Source organism: Chryseobacterium sp. S90 (assembly GCF_047444895.1).
Classification (GTDB): Bacteria; Bacteroidota; Bacteroidia; order Flavobacteriales; family Weeksellaceae; genus Chryseobacterium.
The window spans coordinates 95,090-108,996 of record NZ_JBLGCX010000011.1 but is presented as its reverse complement, the minus strand read 5'-3'; the positions used below and the strand labels follow the sequence as shown (position 1 = coordinate 108,996).

General features: G+C 35.8%; 11 protein-coding genes. 4 read left to right on the top strand and 7 right to left on the bottom strand.

Going from position 1 to position 13,907, the window contains the following annotated elements:
* Window positions 1-5 precede the first annotated feature (5 nt).
* From ACLMCG_RS21930 to ACLMCG_RS21915, 4 genes are all read right to left on the bottom strand, one after another.
* Complete coding sequence (locus ACLMCG_RS21930; RefSeq protein ID WP_223601870.1) at window positions 6-1,568, bottom strand: M23 family metallopeptidase; 1,563 nt, start codon at window positions 1,566-1,568, stop codon at window positions 6-8.
* Entirely contained in the window at window positions 1,565-2,416 is an 852-nt protein-coding gene (locus tag ACLMCG_RS21925; RefSeq protein WP_223601869.1) for a DUF4292 domain-containing protein, read from the bottom strand. The genes ACLMCG_RS21930 and ACLMCG_RS21925 overlap by 4 nt, the downstream gene beginning before the upstream one ends.
* Window positions 2,417-2,523: 107 nt before the next feature.
* Window positions 2,524-3,540: a sugar phosphate nucleotidyltransferase gene (locus ACLMCG_RS21920; RefSeq protein WP_413961259.1), complete on the bottom strand. Its 1,017-nt coding sequence runs from the start codon at window positions 3,538-3,540 to the stop codon at window positions 2,524-2,526.
* Window positions 3,541-3,693: 153 nt separating this feature from the next.
* A complete protein-coding gene (locus ACLMCG_RS21915; protein WP_223601867.1) occupies window positions 3,694-5,121 on the bottom strand; it encodes an oligosaccharide flippase family protein in 1,428 nt (475 codons plus the stop codon).
* Between the two features lie 100 nt (window positions 5,122-5,221).
* On the opposite strand from ACLMCG_RS21915, the gene ACLMCG_RS21910 reads away from it, so the two are divergent.
* The gene (locus ACLMCG_RS21910) at window positions 5,222-6,559 is read left to right on the top strand and encodes a dihydroorotase (protein ID WP_413961258.1); all 1,338 of its coding nucleotides are present in this window, start codon (window positions 5,222-5,224) and stop codon (window positions 6,557-6,559) included.
* A 309-nt stretch (window positions 6,560-6,868) separates the two neighbouring features.
* Complete coding sequence (locus ACLMCG_RS21905) at window positions 6,869-7,858, top strand: tetratricopeptide repeat protein (RefSeq protein ID WP_413961257.1); 990 nt, start codon at window positions 6,869-6,871, stop codon at window positions 7,856-7,858.
* Window positions 7,859-7,945: 87 nt separating this feature from the next.
* Here ACLMCG_RS21905 and ACLMCG_RS21900 read toward each other — a convergent pair whose 3' ends face one another.
* From ACLMCG_RS21900 to ACLMCG_RS21890, 3 genes are all read right to left on the bottom strand, one after another.
* Window positions 7,946-10,243, bottom strand: a complete 2,298-nt coding sequence (locus tag ACLMCG_RS21900; RefSeq protein ID WP_413961256.1) for a GH92 family glycosyl hydrolase — start codon at window positions 10,241-10,243, stop codon at window positions 7,946-7,948.
* 77 nt (window positions 10,244-10,320) lie between these two features.
* On the bottom strand, window positions 10,321-11,004 hold the full coding sequence (locus tag ACLMCG_RS21895) for a response regulator transcription factor (protein ID WP_413961255.1): 684 nt from the start codon (window positions 11,002-11,004) through the stop codon (window positions 10,321-10,323).
* A 12-nt stretch (window positions 11,005-11,016) separates the two neighbouring features.
* Window positions 11,017-12,270, bottom strand: coding sequence for a sensor histidine kinase (locus ACLMCG_RS21890; RefSeq protein WP_413961254.1), 1,254 nt, complete (start codon window positions 12,268-12,270; stop codon window positions 11,017-11,019).
* Between the two features lie 160 nt (window positions 12,271-12,430).
* Here ACLMCG_RS21890 and ACLMCG_RS21885 point away from each other — a divergent pair, with 160 nt between their 5' ends.
* Both ACLMCG_RS21885 and ACLMCG_RS21880 read left to right on the top strand, forming a co-directional pair.
* Window positions 12,431-12,841, top strand: a complete 411-nt coding sequence (locus tag ACLMCG_RS21885; protein WP_034695742.1) for a DUF1573 domain-containing protein — start codon at window positions 12,431-12,433, stop codon at window positions 12,839-12,841.
* 174 nt (window positions 12,842-13,015) lie between these two features.
* Window positions 13,016-13,897 (top strand): SDR family oxidoreductase, encoded by an 882-nt coding sequence (locus tag ACLMCG_RS21880; protein ID WP_223601861.1) that lies wholly within the window; start codon window positions 13,016-13,018, stop codon window positions 13,895-13,897.
* The last annotated feature ends 10 nt before the right edge of the window (window positions 13,898-13,907 follow it).

Below are 13,907 nucleotides of genomic sequence, written 5' to 3'. Positions count from 1 at the left end.
TTTTTTTAATATGAAATCCAACCTAATGGATCAACTGGTGTACTTCCGTTCCATACTTGGAAATCAAGGGTATAAGCGCCATCAAAATCCTGAGCTATAGTGCCTATTGCTGTTCCAGATGAAACCTGCTGTCCCTTGGAAACATTGGCATTGGATAAGTTGGAATAAATAGTAAAATACCCTCCGTGTTTGATAATAACGGTTTTGGTACCATCACTGCTTGCTACAACCGAAGATACAGTTCCCGGGAATACAGATTTAGCACGTGTACCTGAAGGTACAGAAATTTTAATACCTGTATTGTCTTCAGATATATTTTTGAAAACCGGGTGCTGCTGTCTTCCGAAACGGTGGGTGATTTGTCCGGCTCTGTCTGCAGGATAACCAAGTCTTCCTCTATTATCTGCAAAGCTGTTTCCGGTAGCGGTGGAAACTCCGTAGCTTGTCATTGCCTTTGTTTCAGCAGCCTTTTTCTCTTCTTCTTTCCTTTTCGCAAGGGCAGCTTCTGCGGCTCTGGCAGCTGTCAATTTATCAGCAGCTTCCTTAGCTCTTGCATTGGCTTCGTCTGAAGCTTTTTTAGCTGCGATTCTTCTGGATTCATCTCTTGCATTAGCCTCTGCTTTGGCTGCATCTTCACTACGTTTTCTTTCTTCTTCAGCTCTTTTTGCTGCCAGCTCTGCTGCTCTCTTAGCTTCTGCTTCTGCAAGTCTTCTTTCTCTTTCAAGGGCTTCTGCTCTTGCTTTAGCTTCAGCTTCAATTCTTGCTTTTTCTCTTTCAGCGGCTAGTTTTGCTAAACGTATTTTTTCTGCTTCTGCTTTTCTTCTTGCTTCTTCCTCTGCTTTAGCAATTCTGATTTCTTCAGCAATAATAGCTCTGATCTGTCCTTCCAATGCTTTAGACTGAACTTGTTTTTGTTTAAGTTCAGCGGTAAGTTTGGATTCGTTTTTCTTAAAATCAGTTACCAATTGCTCTTTTTGGGCCCTTTCAGCATTTATCGTCGCCAAATCCTTCTGTTGGTTTACCAGAAGGTTTGCTTTCTCTTTTACAGAGTTTTGTCTTTGTGCAATTGTTTTTTTGATCAGGTTGGCAGCATCTGTAATTTCAGCAGCTTTTTTATCCTGATAATCTGAGTATTGTTTAAGGTACTGTACTCTACGTATAGCTTCCCCTAAATTCTTGGCAGATAGAATAAAAGTTACTTTGTTCTGTACGCCTTTATTTTTATAAGCATTCACCAAAACCTCAGCATAGTTTTTTCTCAACACAGCCAGTTCTTTGTTCTGACGATTGATTTCCAGCTGACGTAAATAGATATCATCCTCAATGAATCTTTTTTCTTTCTGAGTATTATTATACACTTTCTCTCTTAAAACCAATTTTTGGTTCACATTGGAAAGGTAGGCTATAGAAAGCTTAGATTCACTTCTGGTTTTGGCTAAATCTGAATTTATTTGTGCAATTTGTTTTTTAAGTTCGGCATTCTGCTTCTGCAGCTGTTCTTTGTTCTGCTGTCCCTGGTGCAGTCCAAACATCAAAACACCTATTAAAAAGCTAAATTTTCTAATCATTTAATCTCAATTTTCTTATAACTGGATGGTACAGAATAAGGTGTTTCCATCCTCGAAAAGTCAAATTTCGTATTTTCCATTAAGATCTGACTAGATTTTGAGCCTTTTATAATTATTTTAACATTTTTTGGAAGGCGAATTCCTTCATACTCATTCCAATCACTATACGAAACATCAAGTTCGTCTGAGGACAGAATATCTTTTAAGTTGACGGACAATAAATCGTAATTAGTGTCGTATTGAAGTGCAATTTTATACTCTCTGTTTTTTTCATCCGTCATTATTTTCTGATTGATATTAGAAACCATTTTGAAGCCTTGTGCATTCTGTGTCAGATCAAATTGTCTGTCATTTATTTTGACAAAAGTTCTTCCTAAAAGGATTTTCTCCAAAGATTTATAATCAATGAAATTAACATTCAGTAAATTATTAAGATAATCAAAGTCAGAATCTATATAGGTTTTATTGATCTTATCCTGACCTTTTATCCCTTCCGGAGTCGCAATACCTCTGGCCGCATTGATGAATAATGCTCTCAGATTCATCCACACCTTTTTATCATTTTCGATATAAACAGTGGCATCCAGGGTAGGAACATAACTTCCTGTTTCTACACGGACTTTACTGTCAATCTTGATCTGCTCAAATTTGGGTGGAATCAATACATGTTCGAAAAAAGTGAGTTTGTCTCTCACCGGCTGGTTTACATCTTTTGGATTTCCATTGTCTTTATCTGATGTTGTAGCAATGCTGTCCCGTGTCTGATCTGTACCATTTTGAACTTTGGTACGGGTCTTACAGGATGATAGGACAAGAAGCAGTAAAAGAAGGGGAATCCAATTTTTCATGTATTTATATTTAATTAAAAAATACGGTGCAATATTAACGCCAAACCACACAAAACATTTTGTGTGGCCTGATGATATCTTGTTTAAGTTAAATAATTTCTACTATTTTATTTAGATAGAAAATCTAAAACGGAATAATCTCCCAAAGAAATTTCTCTGGCTACTCCGAAATATTGTGCAGAATTACCGATCATAGAATTGGAAAGGTTCCCATGATTAATTCTGGTGTTTTCCTGAATCAGGGAGTTTTCAATATTAGAATTAACAACCGTTGTATTGTTTCCTAATGAAACTCCAGGTCCTACTTTTGAATTGGAGATTTTTACATTTTCACCAATGAAGCACGGCTGAATAATCAATGAATTTTCAATTACAGCAGAAGCAGGGAAATTTTTCATTTCCTCTCTTTCATATTCAAGGATTTTGCTGTTGGTTTCTACAGTGGCATTTTTGTTACCGCAGTCCATCCAGTCGTTTACTTTTCCAAGAGTAAACTTCGCTCCCTTAGATCTAAGGTTCTCAAGTGCTGTTGTCAATTGATACTCACCTCCGTTTTTAATATCATTGTCCATGATATAGTTGATCTCTTCCATTAGTTTTTCAGCACTGTTGAAATAATAAATACCGATGATGGCAAGATCTGAAACGTAAGTCGTTGGTTTTTCAACAAAATCTGTGATAAAACCGTAGTTGTCTAATTTTACAACTCCGAAAGCAGATGGATCTTCCACGCTTTTTACCCAGATCACTCCATCAGAATTTTTGTCTAATTGGAAATCTGCACGGAAAAGAGTATCTGCAAAAGCAATAACGATATCTCCCTGCATAGACTGTTCAGCACATTTAATTGCATGAGCCGTACCAAGAGGGTCGTTCTGATAATATATGCTTCCTTTTGCTCCCAGCTTTTCAGCAATCTGAATAAGGGATCTTTCGATCTCAGGACCAAAATCTCCGATGATAAAAGCTACCTCTTCAATATTTTCTCCTGCAACTTTAGCAATATCTTCCACCAATCTCTGTACGATAGGTTTTCCTGCAATAGGAATAAGCGGTTTTGGAACTGTCAGTGTATGTGGACGTAATCTGGAACCACGTCCAGCCATTGGGACAATAATTTTCATAAATTATATGTATAAAAGATGTTTTGTTAGTTGTTTTTAATATTTAGGTTAAAGATAATAATTAAAACCTTTGAGGAGTTATGATTTATATCTTTTTAAATAATTGTTTAAATTAACAATAGGTTTGTTTACAAGCAAAATAAAGACCAAAGTTTAATTCTTCCTGATTCTCGATAAAATCAGGTTTTTTTCGGAATAAATCAAAATTCCGGTAAAGGTCAAAAAGAGTAAATTACTTGTTAGAATATTATAGTTGAGATACTTTACAATGATGAAGCTAAAAACACCAAGCAGTATCAGAAAGAAAGACATTTTCTTCATTCTGTAAGGAATAGGATAGTATTTCTGGCCCAGCAGATAGGATACAATCATCATAATGACATAGGCTCCGAACGTAGCCCACGCAGAACCGATCATACTGTGATAATAAGTTAGGGCTAAAAGATTGAGGCCAATATTTATTCCTGCTCCAAGCCACGAAATAACAGTTCCTACACTGGTTCTGTCCGTTACTTTATACCAGGTGGAAAAGTTATAATATATTCCGAAGCAGAGATTGGCAATAACAATAATAGGGATAATGTCTATAGCGATCCAGTAAGATTTGTTGGGAATAAAAACCTCTTTCAGCCAGGATATATTGGCGATAATTCCTAATGCTACGGCACAGGCAAAAAAGGAAAAGTATTCTGCTACTTTAGCATATGTTTTTTTAGCATCACCTTTATCCATTTGTTTAAAAAAGAAAGGCTCAATACCCATTCGGTATGCCGTGACAAATAAGGTCATCAGTACAGCCAGTTTATAGCAGCCGCCATAAGCACCAGCTTCTTCATCTGAAATGTGATTTCTCTGGATGGATTTATCAAAGTTTTCATTGACCATAAAAGCCAGACCAGCCAGCATGAGCGGAAAAGAATATTTGATCATACGTCCGAACAAAGAGGTCACAAACTGAAACCTTACTTTTAATATAATAGGAAGGAGTAATAAAACCCCTAAAGCACTTCCTGCCAGATTACTGAAGAATGGATAATCCACATTTTGGTCCAAGCCAAAACTTTTGGATATGTTTTCCGGAATCCAGAAGAATAACGCCGCTGTAAAAACAGCCTGAAATATAGCCTGAACGACTCTTACAGCTGAGTATTTGATAGGTTTATTATGAAAACGAAGCCATGCAAATGGAATCACAAGTAAGTTATCAAAAAAAGCAATCAAAGCAAACCACCTGATATATTCAGGATTATCATGATAACCTAAATAATCTGCAATAGGCTGATTGAGCAAATAGCACAAGGCAAGAAAAACTGTAGACGTTGAAAACAAAAACCAGAATGAAGTATTGAAAGTTCTTTTTTCATTATCCTCTTCCGCTGAAAAACGGAAATAAGCAGTTTCAAAACCGAAGGAAAGAATGATATTAACAAAAGAAATCCACGCATACAGCTGGGTGAAAATCGCAAAACCTTCATTGGGAATTTTATAGATCAAAAGTGGATTCAGGATGAATAAAATAATTCTGGGTGCTATAGCCCCCGCTCCATAGATGATTGTCTGCCCTAATAGTTTCTTATACAAAGTCGAAATTTTTTACAAATGTAAAACTTTAAGTATTCGTTTGGTGATTTTGGGGTGAATTAAAACATAAAATCTTAATTTTACGGGGAAATAAATTGAAATGAAAGTTCTTATAAAAAACGTAAATATCGTCAACGAAGGAAAAGTCTTTGAAAGCGATATCCTAATAGAAAATGACTTAATCTCCAGGATAGCTGCTGATATTTCTGAAGAAGCAGATCAGGTTATTGACGGTTCAGGAAAGTATCTTCTTCCGGGTGTGATTGATGATCAGGTGCATTTCCGTGATCCGGGACTTACACATAAAGGAGACATTGAAAGTGAATCAAGAGCTGCTATAGCCGGTGGAGTAACCAGCTTTATCGATCAGCCTAATACAGTACCAAATGCTGTTACTCAGGAACTGTTAGCAGATAAATATGAGATAGCTTCCCAAAAAGCGTATGCCAACTATGGTTTTATGATGGGAGGAACCAATGATAATCTTGAGGAGGTTTTAAAAACAAATCCAAGAAATGTTCCCGGAATCAAACTATTCTTAGGTTCATCTACAGGAAATATGTTGGTGGATAACCCGGAAACCCTGGAAAATATTTTCAGCAATACCCAAATGCTGATTGCTGTGCACTGTGAAGATGAAGCCACCATCAGAGCCAATACTCAAAAATACATGGATGAATATGGGGATGATATTCCTGTAAAATTCCATCATTTGATCAGAAGTGAAGAAGCATGTTATATTTCTTCTTCCAAAGCTATTGAACTTGCCGAAAAAACAGGAGCCAGACTTCACGTTTTCCACCTTTCGACAGCAAAGGAAATGGAACTTTTCAGAAATGATATTCCTTTAAAAGATAAAAAGATCACTGCTGAGGTGTGTGTACACCACCTGACTTTTACTAATGAGGATTATGAAACAAAAGGCGGACTTATCAAATGGAACCCGGCTGTTAAAACTCAAAATGATAAAGATGCTCTTTGGGAAGCATTGTTAGATGACAGAATTGATGTTATCGCTACAGACCATGCTCCACATACTGCAGAAGAAAAGAATAATGTATATACAAAATGTCCTTCAGGAGCTCCTTTGGTACAACATTCATTAGTTGTGATGCTTGAAAACTATAAAAACGGTAAAATCTCCCTTGAGAAAATCGTTGAAAAAATGTCTCACAATCCTGCTATCCTTTTCAAAGTTGAAAAAAGAGGTTTCGTGAGAGAAGGTTATAAAGCAGATCTGGTTTTAGTTGATTTAAATGAAAACTGGACGGTTTCCAAAGATAATTTACTGTACAAATGCGGCTGGAGTCCATTAGAAGGAATGAATTTCCATTCTAAAGTTACCCATACATTTGTCAATGGACATCTGGTGTATGATAATGGTACAATTGCAGAAGAGAAGTTTGGAGAAAGATTGCTTTTTGAAGCTAGAAATTAATAAGATATAATCGAAGAATATAGTCTCAGATTAACCAGAGATTGTCAAGATAATTCAATAGGAGCGGGCTTTAGCCTGCTCTTTTATTTTAAATCATCCATTGGCTTTAGCTAAAACTTATTAAGTTCGCAGATTATACAGATTGACGAACGATTGAGCTAAGTACTTTTTTGAACTTTTTTAGATTTCCAGGTAATTAAAATTTATGTAGTTTCGCGCAGAAAAAAAATTACAATATCTATGTATAAATTCTTTTTGATTTTATTTTTATCAGTTTCATTACAGCTTAGTTCACAAATCAACACACAGTTGCTTTCAAATTCATCCTGGACAAGTGTAAAATCCAGCATGTTGGATGGAAGCAGGGATTTGTTCCAAAAACCATCCAGTTTTTTAGTATGGAAAATTAATGGGAATAACCTTTGTGAATATATTGATCCTTGGTATTCGGAGAGGAAAAGTTGTGTGAATGTTAAGATCGAAAAAAATGCAATAAGGGTAGCTGATAAACCAATTTATGAAATTGAAAAGTTGACATCCGATTCATTAATTGTTATAGAAAAACCAGAAGGTATTACTTTTCCTGATAAAATAAGAAAGAGGTGGTTTGTAAAAACCTCTGAGGTTTTAAAAGATTTTACGGATAAGGCAACTGGTGATTCGATTATAATTACTTCCCGAAACGCAATGCCATCATTGAAAAGGGGGATAAATTTTGAAATTCTTGAAAGTTATTCAAAAAAGAAATATACTCTGAATTTTGAGACAGTAGGAGAAATCAGAATTTTCCCTAAAAAACAAAAGGTTGAAGTAACAGTTGACTCTAAAAAGCAGAATAAAGATAATCAGGCAGCTATTGAATTTTTCAAAACTACGCTGGAAAAAGATTATAAAGTATGGGATCTGACAGGCTTTGAGAGCTTTGAAAAAATTATTATTCCATACTATCTCAAGGTTAAATTAGAAGATGGTGATGCCGGTAGTATTGCTTTTTTTGGCAAAGTTTCTTTTGAAAAAGATGAAAAAACTGTAGTGAGAGTAAAAGATAAGTTTGTGTCTGCAGAAAATTTTAATAAAGGTTTAAAAGCAATCAACAGTCAAAAATTTGATAATGCAGTTTACTTTTTCAATAAGGCTCATGAAGATGATAATACAAATACGGAAGCGTTGTATAATGTAGCCTCAATTTCAATAGCTCAAAATAAAACAGACGTTGCATGTACTGCATTAAAAAAATTAAAAGATCTGGATCAAAAGGAAGGGATCAAACTATACAACGAAAAATGTTCAGGAAAATAATCAATAGGAGCGGGCTTTAGCCCGCTCTCTTATTTTATATACCTCCATTGGCTTTAGCCAAAACTTATTATTTCAATCTTCGCCTTCTTACTTCTTTGCTTTACTTCCCATATAAAATGTAAGCTTTCCGCCATTCATAATCTCAGAATGCTTCAAAGTATAATTCTTGATCTCTTTTCCATTCAGAAGAACTTTCTGAACATACACATTTTTTGGACTTTGATTAATAGCTTCAATTTCAAACGTTTTTCCGTTTTCCAGATTCAGTACAGCGTTATCAATCGCAGGACTTCCTATTGAATAATCTTCCGATCCTGGAGCTACAGGATAAAATCCTAATGTGCTTAAGATATACCAGGCACTCATTTGCCCCGCATCATCATTTCCTCCCAGTCCGTCTGGTGTTGCTTTATACTGCATTTCAAGAATACGGCGGATTTGTGCCTGTGCTTTCCATGGCTGTCCTGCCCAGTTATAAAAATAAACAACATGGTGAGCAGGTTCATTTCCGTGAACATATCCTCCAATAATACCTTCGCGGGTAATATCTTCGGTGTCTGCAAAGAATTCATCTGGTAAATGCATCGTGAACAGTTCATCAAGTTTTGAAGCAAATTTCTTCTTTCCGCCCATCAAGTTGATCAATTCATCAGGATTTTGCGGAACAAAGAAACTGTAGTTCCAGGAGTTTCCTTCAATAAAACCTTGTCCGTGGGTACTTAAGACATCAAAATCTTTTTTGAAACTTCCATCTGCCAGACGTGGACGCATAAATCCGATGGTTTTGTCAAAATTATTTTTCCAGTTTTCAGACCGCTTGATAAACTGATTGTAAATTTCTGTTTTGTTCAAATGTTTTGCCAGCTGAGCAATGGCCCAGTCATCATAGGCATACTCCAGTGTATTGGAAACTGAAGTTCCGTTTTTCTCAGCCGGAATATATCCAAGATCGATATATTGCCCAATACCTTCATAATTTCTTTTGTTGGCCGTTTCTATACATGCTTTTAAGGCTTCTTCAGGATCACCTTCATAATTTCCTTTAATAATAGCATCTGCAACAACGCTTACACTGTGATAGCCGCTCATACACCAGTTGTCGTTGGCATAATGAGACCAGATAGGCAGCATTTTCATAGAAAAATGATTATAATGAGCCATCATGGATTTTACCATATTACTGTTCCGTTTAGGCTGAATAATATTAAAAAATGGATGAAGTGTACGGTAAGTATCCCATAAAGAGAAGGTCGTATAATTGGTAAATCCTTCTGCCTTGTGAACATTTTGGTCTAATCCTTTATATTCTCCATTCACATCCATATAAGTAGTAGGATTGATAAAGGTATGATACATTGCCGTATAAAAATTTGTCTTCTCTGTATCAGAACCTTTGATGACAATTTTGTTCAGTTCTTTATTCCAGTTGCTTTGAGCTTGAGCCTTAGCCTGATCAAAATTCATACTTCCTGCTTCTTTTTCGAGGTTTTCCAGAGCATTGGTCTGGCTTACGGGAGAAATAGCAAGTTTTACTTCAATCGCTTCATTTTCGTTGGTGTTAAAATCAAAAAACATTTTCAGGTTCTTTCCGGCAATCTCAGGGAAATTCTGATTCTGGTCAAATTTCCTCCAAAATCCTTTGTAAACCTGCTTCTCATCATAATTTTTCTGCCCATAAGATTTAAAAGGTTTTGAAAACTTTATCGCAAAATAAACCGTTCTTGTTCTTGCCCAGCCATTAGTCTGACGATAGCCTGTGATGGTATTTCCGTTTTCCACACGCACATAGGTCCATACATTTTTCCCGTCGTAATTATAAATACCAGCCATCAGATCCAGAATAATATGTGACTGATCAGATTTTGGAAAAGTATAGCGGTGGATTCCCACTCTTGGCGTTGCTGTAAGCTCTGCCAGTATATTATGATCATCCAGTTTTACTTTGTAATATCCTGCTTCTGCTGTTTCATTTTGGTGAGAAAACCTGCTTCTGTAACCATTTTCAGGATTGGTTGCTGTTCCGGGATTCAATTGAAGTTTTCCTACAGTAGGCATAATCAGAAAATCTCCGAGATCAGAATGTCCCGTTCCACTGAAATGTGTAGAACTGAAACCCACAATGGTTTTATCTTCATAGCGGTAGCCGGCGCAGTATTTATAAACCTCGCCATTGTATTTTCCGTTAAGTTCATAAGAAATAGTATCTGTTTCAGGGCTTAGCTGTACTGCACCAAAGGGAACCGTAGCTCCAGGATAAGTATGGCCCATCTTTTCAGTACCGATCAGCGGGTTGACATATTGTATTAATTTTTCAAATTTTTGAGCATGAAAGTTTGCACTTAAAAATACTAGAGAAAGAAAAACAATAGGTTTGTGATTTTTCATTAATGACAATTTTTCAAAGTTTAAAATTAATTAAAATCATCATTTGCTGTTGTGTTTTAGAGAAATTCGGGTACTATTTATTCTTTTTCAGAAAAGCGAAAACCTATTCCATGCAGATTTTCTATTAAAACATTCCGCTCTTCGGCAAGTACTTTTCGCAATCGGGAAATAAATACGTCAAGACTTCTCCCCATAAAGTAGTCATCATCGCCCCAGATTGCCTTTAAAATGTCCTGTCTTTTTACAACCAGGTTCTTATGACAGATAAAATAGAAAAGCAGATCAGATTCTCTCTGGGTAAGAGTAATGCTGTTTTCCAGGCCTTGCAGCGTATAGTTTTTAGGATCAAAATCATACTTCCCAACCTTATATTTTTGAGGAGATGTGTCTGTTTTTTTAGTACGCTTCAGGAATACTTCAATTTTCAACATCAATTCCTCAATACTGAAGGGTTTTACCAAATAATCATCGGCACCTATTTTAAGCCCTTTAATTCTGTCTTCTTTTAAAGCTTTTGCGGAAATAAAAATAATAGGAATCTCAGAATTTTTACTGCGGATATGTTCGGCTACTTCAAATCCGTTCATGCCAGGCATCATAATATCCAGCAGGCAGATGTCAAAATTTTGACTGTTAAATGCTTCCAATGCAGATTCGCCATCAGAATAGCAACTGATATCATAATAACTTTCAAGACTATCCTCAACCAGGAAAGCTATTGTTTTGTCATCTTCGGCATATAAAATTTTAGATTTCGCCATACTTACACATGATTATTTGAAAACGGGAAAAAATAGGGTAGTCGTAATTCCTTTATCTTCATTATTCTCCACAGAAATTTTCCAGTGATGCTGCTGAACTACTTTTTTTACATAAAATAAACCCAGCCCAAAACCATTCACTTCTTCACTTCTTTTGGTGTGTACCCTGTAAAATTTTTCAAAAATATGAGGAATATTTTTAACAGGAATCCCCATCCCGTTGTCTTTAAACTTTAAATATAAGCCTTTTGAATCTTTATCAGCTGAAATTTTAATCACAGGATTTGTTTCACAATATTTAATGGAATTATCCAACAGGTTGTAAATGATATTCGTAAAGTGAAATTCATCAGCCATCACTGAAGTACTGTTTTCAATATCAATCTCGATGCTGAGGTCTTTGTTTTTGTGCTCTATACTGTCTGCAATTTCCTGAATAAAAGGAAGTAACAGTATTTTCTGAGGCTTTAATGACAATCCTGCAGCATCATTTTTAGCAATATTCAGTATTTTCTCAATGTGATTGTTGAGCTTATGACTTTGATTGATGATAATAGAAGTATACGTCTGCAGTTTGGTATTATCCTGCACCAGATCTTGTTTATTAAGAGCTTCTGAGGCCAAAAGTATAGAAGACAAGGGCGTTTTAAACTCGTGAGTCATATTATTGATAAAATCACGCTGCAACTCCGAAAATTTCTTTTGCTGAATAATGGTGTAAATAGAATACACATACACCAGAAGAATGATGATCAGGGCAAATGTAAGAAGATACCAGAACCTCAATGAGCTGATCAGATAAGTTGTTTTATCCGGAAAACGTATAGAGAAATAATAGATCAGATTTTTGTGCTTCGGGAAATTGATCACTTTATTACTGGGACTTTCCTGATGCGAAGTCATATACTTTCCGTACACCATTTTATCACTGTGGCAGTTGTATAATGCATATACATAATCTGTATTGATCTGGAAGCGGGTAAATTCTGTTTTCAGGTAGTATTCCAGAACTACAGGATGGAATTCATTATTAATATTAACCACATAATAATCATTGGCAATATTTTGTACAGGATTTTCAGTATAGGACGTTTTTCCTCCGGAGAGCTTTTCCGCAACTTCCATTAAGGCAATATTGACCTTCTGATTAAATTTTTTATCTTCAAGATTATAAGCCTGCCGGGTCCACATAAGCTGAGCTATTAAAATTCCGATAATAGCTACGAATCCCAGCGTTATTATAATATTGAGTTTTTTTATTTTCATTTCCTGAAACAATATTATCCAAAATTATCTATTTATCTTTTATTATTAACAACTCATTAACAAATGTTTGACAGCGGTTAACAAGTTGTAATCACGGTCTGTTTTACATTTGCTATATCGAAAGAAAATAATCAGTTTCTAACTATTAAAATTTATACTCATGAAAAAATTAAAAATCACAGCTCTTTTGGCTGTTTTAGCATTCTCTCCTTTCTATGCGAATGTTCTTACTGCAGATGCTCCATCTATTGTGAAAATGGTTGCAGATGCTATTAAATGGAAATCAGAATCTATAGATGTAGGAAATATTCCTCAGGGAAAACCAAAATTGATCAGATTTGAATTTACGAATACAAGTTCAAAACCAATCATTATTCAGAATGTAGCACCTTCTTGCGGATGTACTACAGCTGATTATACAAAAACGCCTATCCAGCCAGGAAAAAAAGGATTTGTAGAAGCCAGCTACAACGCAGCGGCAGCAGGTCCGTTCATGAAGACTGTAAACGTTACTACAAGTGACAGCAAAACTCCTAAGACGCTTTCTTTCAAAGGAGTAGTAGCTTCTTAATGCATCGTTTTAACAAATAAAAAATAGCCTGGTAATTATTATCAGGCTATTTTCTTTTCAAATATTTGATTTGTTTTTAAAATAATCTAAAGAATAATTATTTGTAGCATTATTTATCGGGTTATTTTAAAGGATTGCATTTCAATATTTATTATTTTTAAGAAAAAATAATTTATGAGTCTATATACACAACCAATGCTGCGCGAAGGTGCACTGAAAGATAAAGTAGCAATTGTAACAGGAGGCGGAAGCGGGCTTGGAAAAGCGATGACGAAATACTTTCTTGAACTGGGCGCTAAAGTAGTGATTACTTCCAGAAATCTGGAGAAGCTACAGGCAACAGCTAAGGAACTGGAAGATGAAACAGGTGGTAAAGTACTTTGTGTAGCTTGTGATGTAAGAAACTGGGATGAGGTGGAAGCAATGAAAGAAGCTACCCTGAAAGAATTTGGAAAGATTGATATTTTATTGAATAACGCTGCCGGAAACTTTATTTCTCCAACAGAAAAACTGACTCACTCAGCTTTTGATTCTATTCTGGATATCGTTTTAAAAGGAACAAAAAACTGTACACTTTCTGTAGGAAAGCACTGGATAGATTCTAAAACTCCGGGAACTGTTTTGAATATCGTAACAACATATGCATGGACAGGTTCTGCTTATGTAGTACCATCAGCCTGTGCAAAAGCAGGAGTTCTGGCGATGACCAGATCACTGGCTGTAGAATGGGCAAAATATGGAATCCGCTTCAATGCGATTGCTCCGGGACCTTTCCCTACAAAAGGAGCCTGGGATAGACTTCTTCCGGGAGATCTCCAGGAGAAGTTTGATATGAAGAAAAAAGTTCCGTTGAGAAGAGTAGGAGAACATCAGGAGCTTGCCAATCTTGCAGCTTATCTGGTTTCAGATTATTCCGCGTATATGAATGGTGAAGTAGTAACCATTGATGGTGGAGAATGGCTTCAGGGCGCCGGAGAATTTAATATGCTTGAAGCAATCCCGAGTGAAATGTGGGATGCTTTGGAAGCCATGATTAAAGCAAAAAAATCAAATTAATTAAACTTAT